The organism is Ruegeria sp. ANG-S4 (genome assembly GCF_000814005.1).
Taxonomy (GTDB): domain Bacteria; phylum Pseudomonadota; class Alphaproteobacteria; order Rhodobacterales; family Rhodobacteraceae; genus Ruegeria.
Genome location: NZ_JWLK01000002.1, coordinates 167,816 through 183,720, shown reverse-complemented (window position 1 = coordinate 183,720; position 15,905 = coordinate 167,816). Strand labels below are relative to the sequence as shown.

At 56.1% G+C, this 15,905-nt stretch carries 15 protein-coding genes; 6 read left to right on the top strand and 9 right to left on the bottom strand.

Going from position 1 to position 15,905, the window contains the following annotated elements; all coding sequences use genetic code 11:
- The first annotated feature begins 249 nt into the window (after positions 1–249).
- Genes RA28_RS08385 through RA28_RS08370 form a run of 4 tightly spaced genes read left to right on the top strand, consistent with a single transcriptional unit; the run spans position 250 to position 4,166 of the window.
- A complete protein-coding gene (locus RA28_RS08385; protein ID WP_039526655.1) occupies positions 250–1,374 on the top strand; it encodes an MlaE family lipid ABC transporter permease subunit in 1,125 nt (374 codons plus the stop codon).
- Position 1,375: 1 nt separating this feature from the next.
- Positions 1,376–2,182, top strand: a complete 807-nt coding sequence (locus RA28_RS08380; protein ID WP_052261372.1) for an ABC transporter ATP-binding protein — start codon at positions 1,376–1,378, stop codon at positions 2,180–2,182.
- A gap of 14 nt (positions 2,183–2,196) precedes the next feature.
- Positions 2,197–3,513 carry an MlaD family protein gene (locus RA28_RS08375; RefSeq protein WP_039526651.1) on the top strand — a complete coding sequence of 439 codons (1,317 nt, stop codon included), beginning with the start codon at positions 2,197–2,199 and terminating at the stop codon, positions 3,511–3,513.
- The gene (locus RA28_RS08370) at positions 3,510–4,166 is read left to right on the top strand and encodes an ABC-type transport auxiliary lipoprotein family protein (RefSeq protein ID WP_039526647.1); all 657 of its coding nucleotides are present in this window, start codon (positions 3,510–3,512) and stop codon (positions 4,164–4,166) included. Before RA28_RS08375 ends, RA28_RS08370 begins: the two co-directional genes overlap by 4 nt.
- Before the next feature lie 13 nt (positions 4,167–4,179).
- Here the strand turns inward: RA28_RS08370 and RA28_RS08365 are convergent, their stop codons facing one another.
- The 3 genes from RA28_RS08365 to RA28_RS08355 all read right to left on the bottom strand — a co-directional run bounded on the left by RA28_RS08365 (position 4,180) and on the right by RA28_RS08355 (position 8,270).
- Entirely contained in the window at positions 4,180–6,093 is a 1,914-nt protein-coding gene (locus tag RA28_RS08365; protein WP_039526643.1) for a vWA domain-containing protein, read from the bottom strand.
- On the bottom strand, positions 6,086–6,628 hold the full coding sequence (locus RA28_RS08360) for an RNA polymerase sigma factor (protein WP_039527706.1): 543 nt from the start codon (positions 6,626–6,628) through the stop codon (positions 6,086–6,088). Before RA28_RS08360 ends, RA28_RS08365 begins: the two co-directional genes overlap by 8 nt.
- Positions 6,629–6,689: 61 nt before the next feature.
- Positions 6,690–8,270, bottom strand: coding sequence for an FMN-binding glutamate synthase family protein (locus RA28_RS08355; RefSeq protein ID WP_039526639.1), 1,581 nt, complete (start codon positions 8,268–8,270; stop codon positions 6,690–6,692).
- 222 nt (positions 8,271–8,492) lie between these two features.
- Here RA28_RS08355 and RA28_RS08345 point away from each other — a divergent pair, with 222 nt between their 5' ends.
- A complete protein-coding gene (locus RA28_RS08345; protein WP_241481092.1) occupies positions 8,493–8,900 on the top strand; it encodes a fluoride efflux transporter FluC in 408 nt (135 codons plus the stop codon).
- Positions 8,897–9,259 (top strand): fluoride efflux transporter CrcB, encoded by a 363-nt coding sequence (gene crcB, locus RA28_RS08340; protein ID WP_039526629.1) that lies wholly within the window; start codon positions 8,897–8,899, stop codon positions 9,257–9,259. Before RA28_RS08345 ends, crcB begins: the two co-directional genes overlap by 4 nt.
- On the opposite strand, the gene RA28_RS08335 is transcribed toward crcB, so the two are convergent.
- From RA28_RS08335 to RA28_RS08310, 6 genes are read right to left on the bottom strand one after another with little or no spacing between them, the layout of a single operon-like run.
- Positions 9,256–10,779: a DHA2 family efflux MFS transporter permease subunit gene (locus tag RA28_RS08335; RefSeq protein ID WP_039526625.1), complete on the bottom strand. Its 1,524-nt coding sequence runs from the start codon at positions 10,777–10,779 to the stop codon at positions 9,256–9,258. The genes crcB and RA28_RS08335 overlap by 4 nt on opposite strands.
- The gene (locus tag RA28_RS08330; RefSeq protein WP_039526621.1) at positions 10,776–11,759 is read right to left on the bottom strand and encodes an HlyD family secretion protein; all 984 of its coding nucleotides are present in this window, start codon (positions 11,757–11,759) and stop codon (positions 10,776–10,778) included. The genes RA28_RS08335 and RA28_RS08330 overlap by 4 nt, the downstream gene beginning before the upstream one ends.
- Positions 11,760–11,795: 36 nt before the next feature.
- Positions 11,796–12,122, bottom strand: coding sequence for a cytochrome o ubiquinol oxidase subunit IV (locus RA28_RS08325; RefSeq protein ID WP_039526617.1), 327 nt, complete (start codon positions 12,120–12,122; stop codon positions 11,796–11,798).
- A complete protein-coding gene (locus tag RA28_RS08320) occupies positions 12,115–12,747 on the bottom strand; it encodes a cytochrome c oxidase subunit 3 (RefSeq protein ID WP_039526613.1) in 633 nt (210 codons plus the stop codon). Before RA28_RS08320 ends, RA28_RS08325 begins: the two co-directional genes overlap by 8 nt.
- On the bottom strand, positions 12,744–14,834 hold the full coding sequence (locus RA28_RS08315) for a cbb3-type cytochrome c oxidase subunit I (protein ID WP_082029779.1): 2,091 nt from the start codon (positions 14,832–14,834) through the stop codon (positions 12,744–12,746). Before RA28_RS08315 ends, RA28_RS08320 begins: the two co-directional genes overlap by 4 nt.
- Complete coding sequence (locus RA28_RS08310; protein ID WP_241481091.1) at positions 14,831–15,793, bottom strand: ubiquinol oxidase subunit II; 963 nt, start codon at positions 15,791–15,793, stop codon at positions 14,831–14,833. Before RA28_RS08310 ends, RA28_RS08315 begins: the two co-directional genes overlap by 4 nt.
- Between the last annotated feature and the right edge of the window lie 112 nt (positions 15,794–15,905).

The following is a 15,905-nucleotide window of genomic DNA, read 5'->3' as shown; positions in this document are numbered from 1 at the left end:
CCTCCGTCAGATCATGCGTAACATCCCTTTTGGCGCAGGTGTAGAGGGCAGGAGCAATCAACGCATTGCGACCTGGCTTACCCGCGGCTCTGGGCTTCAGATTATCAGTTCCAAAAGTCGCGAAGACCGTCCGTCACAATTCTCGAAACGGCTGGAAACTGTATCCGCATGGCAAGTGCCTGTCAGGAAATCCCGGCCTAGTTGCACAAACCCGTTGCAGCGGTTCGGATTTTCACATCACATACCCGCATGACTCAGCCAACAGTGACCCAGGATCGGACCGCTGACGGCGTCTGCATAAAGATTGCGGGCGACTTGCGCACGCAATCGCTGGATCAGGTTGAGGGCGCATTTCAAACCTTCCAGACAGATACAAGCAACGTTGTAGTAGACCTGACGGGCGTGAACACGTTGGATACCGGCGGTGCCTGGTTGGTGGCGGATTTGGAACGCCGGGTCAGAAAAGGCGGTGCACAGGTTCGACTGGAAGGCGTGCAGAAAGCACATGCCTCGTTACTTGAAACTGTTGCGGAAAACATCCCCGATGAGCTTGGCGAACAAGCACCGCCGCGAGGTTTTGTTGAATCCGTCGCACGACTGGGTGCGCGCACCACGGGTGCGTGGACTGACTCACTGTCAATTCTCGGTTTTCTCGGCCTGACGCTTCATCGTCTCGTACGTACACTGATCATGCCCTGGCGCTTGCGCAGGGCGGCGCTTGTTTCGCAGATGGAACAGACGGGCTTCAAAGCTCTGCCAATCGTTTCGCTGATGGGGTTCTTGATTGGCGTCGTTCTGGCCTTTCAAGGTGCGACACAGCTTAAGCAATTCGGCGCGGAAATTTTCGTGGTCGAACTGATCTCAATCTCGATATTGCGCGAGCTCGGAATTCTGCTGACCGCGATTATTGTTGCGGGCCGGTCCGGATCGGCCTTCACCGCCTCAATCGGGTCGATGAAAGTTCAGGAAGAGATTGATGCCATGCGCACGCTGGGTCTGGACCCGATCGAGGTTCTTGTGATCCCGCGCGTCCTGGCCCTGCTGATCATGCTGCCCATTCTGGGGTTTGTCGCAGACATTGCCGGCCTGATCGGAGGCGCGTTAATGAGTTGGATTGACCTTGGCGTCAGCCCCGGCATGTTTCTGACGCGCCTGAAAGAAAACACAGATGTCTGGCAACTGGCCATCGGCCTTATCAAAGCCCCGTTCTTTGCGCTGGTCATCGGCGTCATTGCCTGCTGGCAGGCCATGCAGGTCAAAGGATCTGCAGAAAGCGTAGGGCAACGCACAACGGCGTCGGTCGTGCAATCGATTTTTATGGTCATCGCCATTGACGCCCTGTTTTCGATCTTCTTTTCCGAATTGGGGGTCTGACATGGACGGCACGACCCTGCAGCATGAAACACAAACAGGCGCACAGCGCGAGGCGGTGATCCGGGTTCGCAACCTGACAAACAAGTTTGGGGAACAAGTGGTGCATGACAACCTGAACCTTGACGTCTGGCGCGGCGAGGTTTTGGGCGTTGTGGGTGGGTCAGGCACAGGTAAGTCCGTTCTGCTGCGCACCATTGTGGGTCTGAACAAGCCAGCAGCCGGAAGTATCGAGGTGCTGGGCGTCGACGTCCTGAACGGGCCCGAGTCCGAGCGCAAACGGATCGAGAAAAGCTGGGGCGTGGCGTTTCAGGATGGTGCCCTGTTTTCGTCGCTGACAGTTCTGCAAAATGTCATGGCCCCATTGCGCGAACACACTGGCATCAGTGAAAGCCTGATGCAGTCGCTGGGTGGGTTGAAAATCAGCCTTGTTGGACTGCCGCAGTTAAGTTGCAGCAAGTTTCCATCCGAGCTTTCGGGCGGGATGCGCAAACGGGCGGCGCTGGCGCGGGCGCTTTCATTAGACCCTGAGATCGTTTTTCTGGACGAACCGACGGCCGGCTTGGACCCGATTGGTGCAGCCGCCTATGATGATCTGATTGGAGAGTTGCAACAGGCGTTGGGGCTGACGGTTTTCATGGTCACACACGACCTGGACAGCCTTTATGCGATTTGCGACCGCATTGCCGTGCTTGCGGAAAAACGCGTGTTGGTTGAAGGTCCTATCGAAGACATGACCAAGGTGGATCATCCTTGGGTGCAGGAATATTTCACTGGCCCCCGGGCCCGCGCGGCGCAACAGAAGGGGTAGGACAGGTATAGGCGATGGAGACCCGGGCAAACTATATTCTGATCGGTGCGTTCACCCTTGCGGGTATTCTGGGCGTTTTCGGCTTTTTCCTATGGCTCGCCAAATTCGAAGTCACCCGACAATACGCCTATTACGACGTGTTGTTCGATAATGTTTCGGGCCTGTCTGCGGCCGGCGGCGTGAACTACAACGGTTTGCCGGTCGGGCAGGTTATATCGCTCAAGCTGGATGACGACGACCCGTCGAAGGTTCGTGTTAGGCTTGAGGTCGATGCCGACATTCCGGTGACCAAGGAAACCATAGCTCAACTGCAGTCCTTGGGTGTCACAGGTGTTGCCTATGTTGAACTTTCGGGTGGGTCGGTAAATGCTGACCGGCTTCCGCAAAACAGCGTGATCCCCAGCAAACGCAGCCCGATCCAATCCCTGTTGGAGGGCGCGCCGCAGGTTCTGGATAAAGCTCTGACACTATTGGAAGATCTCAACAAGGTCGTGGACGACGAGAACCGCAAGGCCGTCTCGGACATCCTCAACAACCTCGCCGACGCTTCGGGAAAACTGGACAAGACTCTGTCTGACTTCGAGTCGCTGTCCACCGACCTCGGGAGTGCCGCGAAGGACATCGGCGAGTTCACCAAAAAGCTGGATCCGTTGGTCACCAAAGCCGAGTCGACACTGGCAACCGGCGACGAAACGTTAAAGAGCATCAAGGAAACATCCGATACCGCAAAAACCGCATTGGAAACAGCGAATACGACCATCGCCAATGCAGATCAGGTCATTCAGCAGGACATCCGGCCCTTTATCGAAAAAGGGACCCAACTGGCCGAACGATTGTCGGCATTGACCGAAGAAGGCAGCTATTCCCTGGGCGTGGTCACGGAAACAGTGGCGAACGCCAATGTAACGCTAAACTCGATCACGTCCGCCATGGACACCGCCAAGACGACCCTTGCATCCGCAGAGCGTGCTTTCGAGTCGGCCAACAAGGTTCTGGACACGGATATCGGGCCCGTCGCCGAGGAGATCAGCAATGCCGCCAAACAGGTGGCCGACACGGTTTCAAACGTGACCGAGAAGATCAACAAGATCTCCGACGACATTCTCAGCGCCTCGCAATCCGCGTCCGAGTTGCTGGGAACAGTCGATGGCATCGTTCAGGACAACCGCCGTCAGGTATCGGATTTCCTGCGTGTCGGGCTGCCGCAATTCGTCCGCTTTGTCGAAGAAGCCCAGCGGCTTGTGATCAGCCTCGACCGGCTTGCCGACAAGGTCGAGCGTGACCCGGCCCGCTTTCTACTAGGTACCCAAGCTTCGGAGTTTCGCCAATGATCCGGTCCATTTTTCTGATTGCGGCTCTGGCGTTTCTGACCGGATGCGCAGGTCTTGGAACATTGCGGCAGGCGTCCAAACCAAACGACCTTTATCTGCTGACACCCAAAAGCACGTTTTCCACGTCACTTCCGCGGGTTCAAAAACAAATCGTCGTTCAGGAACCGACAGCCACGGCAGCCGTCAATACTGATCAGATCGCAATTCAGCCGACGGCACTGCAGGTGCAGTACCTTCCCCGCGCTAGATGGGCCGATCGCGCCCCGCTGATCGTTCAGGCGCTGTTGATCGAGAGTTTTGAGAACACAAACAAAGTCGCCGCGGTCGGTCGATCAACGGTCGGATTGCGCCCGGATTATGTCATCGCCCCGGATCTGCGCGAATTCCAAGGCCATGTAATTGGCGAAACTGACGCGGGCAAAACCGTTCAGATCAAGGTACGCATCAATATCAAAGTGATCGACGAATACGACGACAAGATCATTGCCTCGGCCTCATTTGAGGAAAACGTCGTTGCTGCAACCGACAAGACCCCGGATCTTATCGTTGCGTATGACGAAGCGTTGGGAAAAACTATGCGAGATGCCGTGGAATGGAGCATTCGAAGGATCCATAACCACAGCATCAACAACCCGCGGAATTTACCCAGCTGACCCCATGAAAGGGCTAGCGAGACAAGGTCTGTGCAAGACGCATCAGCGTAACCGCCTCGGCCCGGTATCCAAACGCGTCGTCGCCTTTGGACATATTGGCAAGTGCAATCGCATCGTCATAAGTCCAATCGCCCAAGTATGATCCATCGCGAAGAAGCTGGCCAAAGCCCGCAATGGCGAAAGAGAAGCGGATGTCATCCGTGACTTCGCCTTGACCAGATTGCATCGGCTGCTTGATCAACTGGCTGTCGGCGTCGCCCGGGGCCTTGTACCGAAGCTTAAAAAACCCAATCTCATCCGACCCATCCGCCTGAGTTGTCGTTGTATATCGCAATGGGCTGTTCTGAATGGCGTCAGAGCCGACGGGCGTTACCTCATAAATTGCCGTGACGCTGTGACCCGCACCTATTTCGCCAGCATCGACCGTGTCGTTGTTGAAATCTTCGCGCCGCAAAGCACGCGTTTCATAGCCGATCAACCTGTATTCAGCGATCTGAGCGGGGTTGAACTCTACTTGAATCTTCACGTCATCAGCGATCGGGAAAAGCGCCCCTGTCAGCTGATCCACAAGCACCTTTCGTGCTTCGCCCAACGTATCGATGTAAGCTGCCTGGCCGTTTCCGTTTTGCGCCAACGCTTGCATCGTCGCGTCGTCCAGATTACCGCGCCCGAATCCTAGAACGCTAAGATAGGTACCGGTGTCACGCTGTCGGGCAATGTAGTCCTTTAGCGCGTCGGGATCCGACAGGCCGACATTGAAATCACCATCCGTTGCCAGGATCACGCGCGAAACATCGCCTTCCTGCATCATGCTGTTTGCAACCGCATAGGCCTGCTGCAAACCCGCCTGTCCGGCTGTGGACCCGCCCGCCTCGAGCTTGTCCAGCGCAGCCAAAATGGTGCTGCGGTCCGATGCTGGCGTTGGTTCCAGAACCTGCCCGGCGCTACCGGCATATGTGACGATCGAAACCTGATCCTGAGGGCGCAGCTCACCCAGCATCAAACGGAAGGATTGCTTGAGTAGCGGCAGTTTGTCTGGGTTCTGCATCGACCCGGATGTGTCGATCAGAAACACCAGGTTCAGCGGGGGGCGTTCCTGGATTTCGGGCATCACGCCTTGCAGACCGATATGCACCAGTTGTGTACCCGAATTCCAAGGTGTCGGGGCAACAGTAATTGTTGGAAGAAAAGGTGCGTCACCTTCAGGCACCGGGTAAGAATACGGGAAATAATTCACCATTTCTTCGACCCGGACAGCATCTTTCGGCGGAAGGTATCCTCGCATGAGTGACGATCGAATAACCGCGTAAGAGGCCGTATCAACATCAATTGAAAAAGTTGAAACAGGGTCATCTGCGGTCACTTTGAGTGCATTGGGATCAGCGTTGGCAAAAGATTCCGTGTTCTGGTCTGGTATGGGAGCAGGTTCGATCAACGTGCCAAGGGTTGACACTGCCGAAGGACCGTTTTGAACCTGCAATCGACCAGCATGCTTTGGGCTTGGCGCTGCGGCGTCTTCAAGGGCCATTGGCACTTCCACAACCGGCTCTTCCAAAACCGAGATGGACATCTCGGAATCCGCTTTTGCTGATGTCTGGGTTTCAACCGTTTCATTCTCGCTGCGAGAAAACGGTTCAAAGGCGACATCCCTTGCTTGCGGGATAATCATCACTAGTGCCACAGCGGCAATTGCCGTAGTGGCGGTCAAGGCACCCCGATGGGATAGTGCATCCAACATTGATTTCACTCCTACTGTCAGGCGGGCCAGAGGGCCACGCTTGTCAGTAGGACGCGCTGCCGTATGCGATCCTTGGACATTTCGAAAATTTTCCTGTGCGAGTGCCAGAATTTCCGCCTTGCGTTGTGCATTCGGCGCTGGCGTTGCGGCCTGCATCAGGGTTTTCAGATCGTCGAGCTCATCACTCATCGGCAAGCTCCTCTTCTTTCATCGCTCGCAATCGTTTTCGGATTTCCGACATGCGCCATGACACGGTGCCCTCCGATACGCCAAGAACGTCAGCCGCTTGCGCGTGGGTCAACTCCGCATCCAGCGTCAGCGCCAGTGTTCCGCGAAGGTCTTCGGGCAGTGCATTCATCGCCTGATACAACCAGTCCAGGGATTCGGCGACTTCCGCCGCATCCCTGCGACGCATGTGTTCCAGATCCCCCCAGCTGGCTGCCGCTCTTGCGTGGCTCGCCTGCCTTCGTCGCATATCTTGGGCGGCATTGACGACGACGCGGTAAAGCCACGTGGTGAACTTGGCCTGGCCGCGATAGCCGCCAATTTTGGCAGGCAGTGCTGCACAAATGTCCTGGGTCAAATCCTCGGCTTGATGGGTTTGTCCGGTCAGGCGGTATGCCAACCGGAAAATGCCATCATACCGGCGCTCCAACAGGGTGGCGAATGCCCCTGCATCGCCGCTTGCGGCCGCCTGGGCCAGTTCCTCATCTGATGTAATCATGCGCATCTCGGAAAGTAAGACGCAGGTCGCGGGGCAATCCTTGGTGAAGGATCAAACTTTTTTAAAAATGACTGGCTTTTGCCAGTGACCAGTCGTCAGCAAAGCTGTTTGGAACCGATTTCCCCAGCAAGGCGCCGTCTTCCAAAAACTCGTACATTTCGGCATAGGACCGCTCGCCCTCGTCCGCCATGCGGCGGCGAATGTCGGCGGGGCGCAGGTCGGCAACGGATGCCTTGCCCATAGCGCCCAAAATCTCACGAAAGCTCTCTAGTGTGGCGTCATGGTATCTATGAACCCGCTTGCGTTTTTGAGGTACATTTACCGCCCGACCCCGGATCGGGTCCTGGGTTGCAACACCCGACGGACAGCGATTGGTGTTGCAGTGCAGGGCCTGAATGCAACCCACAGCGAACATCATCGCCCGTGCAGAATTACACATGTCGGCACCCAGGGCAAATTTTTCGATCATATCAAACCCGGTTGCCACTTTACCCGAGCAAATCACGCGTATCTTGTCCCTCACACCAATTCCCCGCAGGCAGTTATTGACAAAAATCAGCCCTTCATTCGCAGGGACGCCCAACCGGTTGGTAAACTCTACCGGGGCCGCACCGGTCCCTCCTTCCGCGCCGTCGACAGTGATGAAATCCGGCAAAATTCCCGTTTCCAACATCGCTTTGCAGATTCCCATGAACTCGGACCGTTTGCCGATACACAGCTTGAACCCGATGGGTTTTCCGCCCGACATCTCACGCAAGTGCTTTACAAATTCCATCAGCCCGGTCGGTCCCTCGAAGGCCGAGTGAATTGGTGGTGAAATCACATCCTTGTGCATCGGAACACCGCGAATTTTCGAAATCTCTTCGTCCACCTTGGCGGCGGGCAACACCCCTCCGTGCGAAGGTTTGGCGCCTTGCGAGAGCTTTATTTCGATGGCTTTGACAACGTCTTTCTTCGCTTTTTCAGCGAACAGGTCTTTGTCAAAGCCACCTTCCGGCGTGCGGCACCCAAAGTAACCCGTGCCGATCTGCCAGATGATATCGCCACCTTCCGCCAGATGATGAGGCGACAACCCGCCCTCGCCCGTGTTGTGGGCAAAACCACCATCCTTGGCCCCGCCGTTCAAGGCACGGATTGCATTTGCGCTCAGCGCGCCGAAACTCATGGCGGATACATTCAGCCGAGAGGCGTTGTAGGGTTTGTCGCACTGCGGCCCGCCCAATATCACACGCTCTTCGCTCTCGTCCACATGCTTGGGTGCCAGAGAATGATCGGCCCGGTGATATCCAACCGTCATGATGTCGTATTGCGTTCCAAACGCCTGTGTGTCGACCTGTCCCTTGGCCCGGGAATAGACGAGGCTCCGCATGATACGGTTGAAAGGGCGCCCGCTTTCGTTGGTTTCGACGAAATACTGCCGGATTTCGGGGCTGACAAACTCCAGCATATAACGGAAGTGCCCCAGCACCGGGTAGTTGTTGAGAACGTTGTGCTTGGTGGTCAGCATGTCATAAAGGCCGATCACGGCGTATGGGATCAAAATGACAAGCAACCAATAGGCTGGCGGCCAAAAATACCCCAGCACGACGGTCAGCGGCAGAACAACATAGGTCAGAATGTAATATATCCTGCGAACAATCATTCCTGATCTCCTTGGGTGCCGCCAATTTCGGCGGGGCCTGGTTGCGTTGGGCAAAGCAACCCCGCGCTTTGCTTTAAGGTGAAACAGATTGCCGTTTGAGTGCAAGCATTTGTCCTTTCAAAGCGCTCAACAAAGCGCGACGCAAACTGTTGCCAACCGGTTGATCCAAATGGGGGGTAACGATATGCCGGGTTGATCGCAGCCAGAGCAGGAACCAACGACGTGGCAAATTCAGCGCCCGCTGTCGGGCACCGCGCCCTGATGTATGGTGCCGTCTTTGTGGGCGGCGCGACCGGGTCTTTGCTGCGCGAGGCGCTTGCACTTGATATTCCCGGCTTTCCCTATCTGACCGCGACATTCGGCATAAACGTCGCCGCTTGCTTTGTTTTGGGCTGGCTCTATGCGATCCGAAACAAGGTGCATGCCCATGTTCTGCATCTTGGCGCCGTGGGTTTCTGCGGCGGTCTTTCGACCTTTTCTTCGTTTGTGGCCGAGTTGGAGCGGCTGGCATTGTCCAGCGGATGGCTGGTATCCGGCGCAGTTGTTGCCGAAATAGTCTTTGGGCTTGGGGCAGCTATCCTTGGCGAAGCAATCGGTCGCAGGGTCCACGGCGAAAGATCCAAAAGATGACGGACCTGTACCTTCATGCAATGTTCGGGCTGGGTGGTGGCCTTGGCGCGGTCATGCGCCACTGGATTTCCAGACGCGTCACGCATGATCTTCCGATTTCCACGCTAATCGTGAACGTTTTGGGCAGTTTGCTATTGGGTCTTTGGATCGGATTTTTGGGCGGACCTGTCGAAATGGGGGAAGAAGAAAGACGCCTTGTCTTTGGCTTTTGTGGCGGGTTCACCACGTTTTCCAGCTTTGCCTATCAGTCGCTGGAGCTGCAGCGAAACCGCTCCGTCGCGCTGGCAGCCGGGAACATCCTGCTGAGCGTGGCGCTGTGCTGGCTTGCCCTGTGGCTGGGGTTGACGCTTGCCGCCTAGCGCGCCGCAGCAGTTGATTGCGGGGCCGTTTTGGGCGCCTTGCAGAAGAACAGCAGCGGTATGGTCGCCAGCGCCAACAACCCAAGATTATTGAACACCGTCAGATATGAGATCATCTCAGCCTGTCGATGGATTTCCTGTGCAAGAACAGCCGCGCCTTGAGCACTATCGGGCGTCAAGCCAAGCGGTTGCAGGTAGGCCTGCGCCGCCGGGTTATAGGGTGTTACGTTTTGGCTGAGGGCTGCCGTATTGGTCTGCAACCCACGCACGACCCAAGTGCCAACCAGCGAAATCCCCACTGATGACCCCAGTTGCCGTGTCACGTTGAACAGGCCCGACGCTTCGTCCTGACGCGTCTTGCTGATGCTTTCGAATGCCAGAATGGACATGGGCACAAAAACCAATCCCATGCCAAGGCCGCTGACTGCCCCCGGCCATGCCAACTGCCAGAACCCAGCATCCAGGTTTAGCGTGCCGATCATAAAGTTGCTGACCGCAGTCAAAAGCATCCCGATGCCGGCCAGCACCCGCGGATCAAAGCGATTGACGAGAACAGCGCCGGTGCCGACCATCGAGATTCCGGCAGCGATCCCGCGCGGAATGAACAAATGCCCGGATTCGATCACGGGATAATCCAGCAGCGACTGGACGAATGTGGGCAGGATCGCGATACCCCCGAACAACGAAATCGCAAAACCCGCGATTATCAGGTTGCACAACGCAAAGTTTCGGTCGGCAAAAAACCGAAGATCAACCACGGGGTTTTTCGATGTCAACGCGTGGTAAATGAAACCAACCGCGCCCAGAACAGAAGCGAGCAAAGCGGCTTGGATAACCCGCGAAGACAACCAATCCAGCGTCTCACCCTGATCCAGAATATACTGCAGACAGCCTATTCCGATGGCCAGCAGCGCAAGGCCTTTCCAGTCGATAACGACGTTTTCGGTCTTATCGTCCGGCAACTCCCCTGCCAGCAGCAAAAGTGCCATGGCCGCAACCGGAAGGTTGACGAAGAAAACCATCCTCCAAGAAAAATACTCGGTCAGGATTGCGCCAACGGTTGGACCCAGAACGGGTGCGACCACAACGCCAAGGCCAAAAACAGCCATTGCCTGACCCCGTTTTTCGCGAGGGAAGGCATCGAAGAGGATGGACTGAGACAGCGGGATCAGGAACGCGCCGAACATACCTTGGGCCAGTCGGAACACGACAATCGTTTCAAGGCTCCAAGACAATCCACAAAGGGTGGACATGGAGGCAAAGCCGGTAACGGCGGTCAGTATCAAACGGCGACGTCCGACGCGGCGCGCAACAAAACCTGTAAGCGGCATGATCACCACCGCCGAGACGATGTAGCTGGTCAGAATCCAGGTCGCCTGATCCGTCGTTGCCCCAAATGCCGCCTGAATGTGCGGCAAAGCTACGTTTACAATCGTGCTATCCAGAACCTCCAATATGGCGCTGAGCACGACGGCAACAACGATCACCGGATTGACGCGGCTGGCCGCGATTGGCGTCATTTTTCAGCCTGAGATGACGTGGTATCGACGACGACCCTGCTGCTGCCACCGACACGGAGCGGTGCGTCGGTTGGATCAAGCTCAACTCGAACAGGGAATCGACGCGTGACTTTTACCCAGTTGCCGCTGGAATTTTCGGCAGGCAGAAGGGAAAAGGTATCCCCCGACCCCCGCCCGATGGATGCAACCCGGCCTGTCAGCTTGGTGCCCGGCAACATATCGACCTGCACTGTTACAGGCTGGCCGGGGCGTATTCGTGGCAGAGAGGTTTCCTTGAAGTTCGCATCAACCCACCAGTCCGAAGACTCGACAATGGAAAATTGCGGGGCGTTTGCCGACACCGACGATCCGGGGCGCAGCGTCAGATTGGCGACCCAGCCGTCCGCCGACGCATAAACATCTGTCCAAGCCAGATCAGCCTGTGCAATTTCCAGTGCGGCCTTGGACGCAAGAACGCTGTCCTGCCGGGCTTCCAACCCGCTTTGTAACGCGGCCAGTTCCGATTTGCTGGTAGTCAGCCTTGCCGAAGCCTGCGCGAACTCAGACTTGGTTTGATCCAACGATGCCTGCGCCAGATCACCATCCGAGAATAACGCTCTGGCGCGTTCCAGATTGCTTTGCGCGGTTTCAAATGAAGACGTCGCGCTTTCGACGACTGCCTGAGCTGCTGGTATTTGATTGGAAAAGGACTTGGCTTGTTGGACAGCGTTATCGAGATTGGCTTGGGCCTGATCGACCGAGGCCTTGAATTGCGTTTTATCAATGGTGAAGAGTAAATCGCCGGCTTTGACGGGCTGGTTTTCGACCACCTTCACATCGGAAACCTGCCCTGTCACCTGTGGTGCGACATAGATGATGTTCGCACCAATATACGCATCCTGCGTTGATGGATACCGCTCTTGATGGCGCCAAAACAACAACAGCCCAACCGTAATAGCCGCAAGGATCGCAACCGCTGCTATCGCCTTAATCGACTTCATGGACGGTTTCCTTTCCGATTTGGCAGCCCGGGGACGTCACATGGCGTGCATGTGCATCCGCATCGCGAGATTCCCCAAAATCCAAACGGTGCCGCCGATGATAATCAAAAGCACCAAAGTCGAAAACAGGATCAAATCCAGATCTTCCCGGCTGCTGCGGCGACGATCGATATGCAGGAAGTAAACCAGTTGTACGACCAGTTGCACCAGACCCAACAGACCGATCGAAAAGAACACGCCGGGTCTTTGAATGCCGTAGATATAGGCGATGGAGAACACAGCCAGGGTCAGCAGAAGCGACCCGCCATACCCGATAACATAACGGCGCCGTTCTCGCCGGTGCAATTCGGTGCGTCTATCCATAGCTCAGCCCTCCGAAATACACGATGGTGATGATCCCGATCCAGATCAGGTCCAGGAAGTGCCAGAAAAGAGCCAACCGCACGACCCGCGACATGATCAGGTCGGTAAGGCCCATGACCCGAAGTTGAATGCCCAAAACGACAAGCCACAAGCAGCCTGCTGCGACGTGAAGCCCGTGCAGGGGGACCAAGCCGTAAAAAGCCGACAGAAAACCGCTGCGCTGCGGGATCCCGCCCTTTTCTGCCATTGCCATGAAGTCTCGAATTTCCAGCACCAGAAAGCTCAGGCCCAGTATCAGCGTGACGCCAAACCACAACACGATGCGCCCGCGCGGCAGGTTGTATTTCAGCGCTAGCATCGCCAGTCCAACTGTAAGACTGCTGGTCAGCAGGATCAGGGTCTGGGCGAAGATGCTTTTCAGATCGAACAGCTCATGTGGGCCAGGTCCGCCTGCCTGCGCGTCGATCATAGTGATGTAGATGGCGAACATCAGGCCGAAATAGACCAGATCGCTCATCAAAAAGACCCAAAACCCGAACGTGACGACCTCGGTAAACTTATGGGCACTGGCGTGATCTTCGCCAAGGTTCAGACCCGGATAGCTATGGGACGGCGCACGCCTCATGTAACGGCCTCCAGATCCGGACGGGCAAGGCCCTGATTTTCCGTGGAAGCTTCGTAATCACGGTCCACTGCTTGGGCGCTGTGCACCTGATCCAACCACGCCTCGTGGTCCTTACGAACTTCTTCGGCCGGAATGATGATTTCTGTACTGGTATCAAAACTCCAAACGATAACGGCCAACAGCATCATCACGGTCATCAAAATGGCCAACCACCAGATCCACCAGACCAACGCAAACATCCAAACACCGCTGGAAACACACAAGATGAAACCGATCCCTGTGTTGCGCGGCATTTCGATGTCTTCGTATGACTGCGGCGTGGGGTAAGCCTCACCACGCTGTTTTCTCGCCGCAAAATCATCGCGATCTGTTACTTGCGGGATGATCGCAAAGTTATAGGGCGGTGGGGGCGCCGGAATTGACCATTCCAGCGTTCGGCCATCCCACGGATCGCCAACCAGTACGCGTGTCTTCTCGCGATCGCGAATGCTGACCCACAATTGCACCAGAACGGACAGAAGCGCACACAGGATGACCAAGGCACCCAATACGGCAACGATCATGAAAGGATGGAAGCTCGGGTCTTCCCAGCTGTAGGACCGGCGGGGCATGCCCATCAGGCCGACGAAATACAGAGGCATGAACGTCAGCATGAAGCCAACGGTCCAAAGCGCGACCGTGACACGGCCCCAGCCCTCGTTCAGGCGGAATCCAAAGGCCTTTGGAAACCAATAGTTGTAGGCAGCCAACAGGCCGAACAACACACCGGGCAACAGTACATTATGAAAATGTGCTACCAGGAACAGGGTGTTGTGGACCTGATAGTCAACAGTTGGATTGGCCAGGATCACGCCGCTCAGCCCGCCAATCACAAATAGCATGAGAAATGCCAGACCGTAGAGCATCGGAACCGAAAACCGGATGCGCCCGCGCCACAGCGTTGCCATCCAGTCATAGACCTTAACACCCGTGGGAATCGCAATCAGCATGGTTGCTATCCCAAACACAGCATTGATCAGCGCGCTTTGGCCCATCGTGAAGAAATGGTGCAGCCAGACCGTGAACGAAAGCACAGCAATCGACATCGTGGCAATGACCAGCGAGTTGTATCCGTACAGACGTTTGGCCGAGAACGTAGCGAAGATTTCCGAATAGATACCGTATGCCGGAAGAACCAACAGATAGACCTCTGGATGGCCAAATAGCCAGAACAGATTGGCGTAGTTCATCATGTTGCCGCCAAGGTCATTCGTGAAGAAATGAAAATCCAGATAGCGGTCAGCGGCCAGTAAAAGGGCGGCAACGCCCAATGGCGGCATGGCAAAAATGATCAGGATCGAGCTGCAGATGATCGTCCAACAGTACATTGGCAGCCGCATGAACTTCATGCCTGGCGCACGCAATTTGTAAATGGTCACCGCGAAATTGATACCGGTCAGCGTCGTGCCGACCCCGGATACAACGATTGCCCAAATCCAATAATCCGGACCCACGCCGGGGTTGAATGCGGCCCCGGTGTAGGGCGGGTAGGCTGTCCAACCGCCAGTCGAGAACCGACCAACCACCAGCGACACCATCAACATCATGCCGGCCGACACCGTCAGGCCAAGACTGATCTGGTTGAGACGTGGGAAAGCCACATCGCGCGCGCCAATCATCAATGGAACAACGAAGTTCGCGATGCCAAAGACGAAGGGCACCGCAACGAAGAAAATCATGATTGTTCCATGGGTGCTGAAAAGCTCGGCAAAGTGTTCCGGTTCAAGAAAGCCTTCGCCCGGACCTGCCGCTTGCTGTGCGCGCATGACCACGCCCTCAAGCACACCGCGGGCCAGCATGACGATGGCAAACACGATGTACATGATGCCTATCTTTTTGTGATCGACGCTTGTCAGCCAATCGCGCCACAAAGGCCCCCACAGGCGAAACCAGCTCAGCAGACCAATGACCGAAACGGCTCCGACCAAAACGATGGCGGCGGCGGCATTTGCGACGATCTCGTTGGTGCTCGGGTTCTGGATCAGGCCTGCGACCGGAAACGCATCCCAGCTCAGGCGGCCCAAAAAGCCGGGGTCGGCGGATGTCATTGGCTCACCTCCTGCCCGTATGCCGTTGTTCCCGGTTGCTGATCTAACGGCAAGGGTTTGCCACTGTGGTACCGGTTCAGAATGCTGTGGAACAAGTCTCCGTCATCCAACGTGAAGTACAACGCCTTTGCGGGCATACTTGACGTGCCCAACGCCACCTGAACCTCATCCCGATCCGTGCGCATGGCGAGTGTTTGGTAGGTATTCGGATCAAGCTTTATACCGTTCGACCTTACGGTTTCGACCCAATCGTTGAAATCTGCCGGTTGCATGGCGCGGGTTTGAAACTTCTGCTTGGTAAATCCGCGACCGTTATACTGGGTGTTTTCGCCCTGCATAGTTTCGGGCGTGTCTGCCACCAGATGCAACTGGGTGGTCATGCCCGGCATGGCGTAGATTTGACCAGCCAGTGCGGGGATCATAAACGACTGCATTACCGTATCGGTGGTCAGCATCATCGCCACCTGTTGCTTGACCGGAATTCCCAACTCTCCGACCGTTGCAATGCCGAGGTCCGGGTAAATGAACAGCCATTTCCAGTCCAACCCGACAACCTGCACCCGCAGGGCGGGTTCTTCTCCGAAGGCTGCGGAATATGGATCCAATCGATGCGTGGCTTTCCAAAGGTAGAAAGACAGCAGCGCCACGATAACAACCGGAACACCCCACATCATGAATTCCAGCCTGGCAGAGAAATCCCAATTCGGTCGATAGGCTGCGTTGCCCCCTTTTCGGCGGCGGTATCTGAGCGCGATCCAAGGAACCAGGATGAGCACGGGAACGACGGCGACAAGAATAAGCGCTGTTGCGCGCATCAAATGGGTTTTCTGAACAGCGGCGATCGGTCCTTGCGGGTCCATGAAGCTATCGCTCGCGCCGGCGAACTGCGCCGATGCCAGAAAAACTGCGGCAGCTACCAATGCTGGTGCCGACGCGTGGGACATTCCAAAAATGCGCACGCCCGCCTGTCCTCTTTCGCCCTCGAATGGGGACAACTATCGACAGAGTCAGCAGATTTCTCAAGGCTTTTTCCAAAACCCAAGAGCAGTTGACTTAAGGTCGTCGGCAGGC

What these genes read in the sequence shown, in the direction of transcription:
- RA28_RS08360 (WP_039527706.1), bottom strand. Translation starts at nt 6,628, where the DNA reads ATGATTACATCAGATGAGGAACTGGCCCAGGCGGCCGCAAGCGGCGAT.
- RA28_RS08365 (WP_039526643.1), bottom strand. Translation starts at nt 6,093, where the DNA reads ATGAGTGATGAGCTCGACGATCTGAAAACCCTGATGCAGGCCGCAACG.
- crcB (WP_039526629.1), top strand. Translation starts at nt 8,897, where the DNA reads ATGACGGACCTGTACCTTCATGCAATGTTCGGGCTGGGTGGTGGCCTT.
- RA28_RS08370 (WP_039526647.1), top strand. Translation starts at nt 3,510, where the DNA reads ATGATCCGGTCCATTTTTCTGATTGCGGCTCTGGCGTTTCTGACCGGA.
- RA28_RS08375 (WP_039526651.1), top strand. Translation starts at nt 2,197, where the DNA reads ATGGAGACCCGGGCAAACTATATTCTGATCGGTGCGTTCACCCTTGCG.
- RA28_RS08385 (WP_039526655.1), top strand. Translation starts at nt 250, where the DNA reads ATGACTCAGCCAACAGTGACCCAGGATCGGACCGCTGACGGCGTCTGC.
- RA28_RS08335 (WP_039526625.1), bottom strand. Translation starts at nt 10,779, where the DNA reads ATGACGCCAATCGCGGCCAGCCGCGTCAATCCGGTGATCGTTGTTGCC.
- RA28_RS08330 (WP_039526621.1), bottom strand. Translation starts at nt 11,759, where the DNA reads ATGAAGTCGATTAAGGCGATAGCAGCGGTTGCGATCCTTGCGGCTATT.
- RA28_RS08325 (WP_039526617.1), bottom strand. Translation starts at nt 12,122, where the DNA reads ATGGATAGACGCACCGAATTGCACCGGCGAGAACGGCGCCGTTATGTT.
- RA28_RS08320 (WP_039526613.1), bottom strand. Translation starts at nt 12,747, where the DNA reads ATGAGGCGTGCGCCGTCCCATAGCTATCCGGGTCTGAACCTTGGCGAA.
- RA28_RS08355 (WP_039526639.1), bottom strand. Translation starts at nt 8,270, where the DNA reads ATGATTGTTCGCAGGATATATTACATTCTGACCTATGTTGTTCTGCCG.
- RA28_RS08315 (WP_082029779.1), bottom strand. Translation starts at nt 14,834, where the DNA reads ATGACATCCGCCGACCCCGGCTTTTTGGGCCGCCTGAGCTGGGATGCG.
- RA28_RS08380 (WP_052261372.1), top strand. Translation starts at nt 1,376, where the DNA reads ATGGACGGCACGACCCTGCAGCATGAAACACAAACAGGCGCACAGCGC.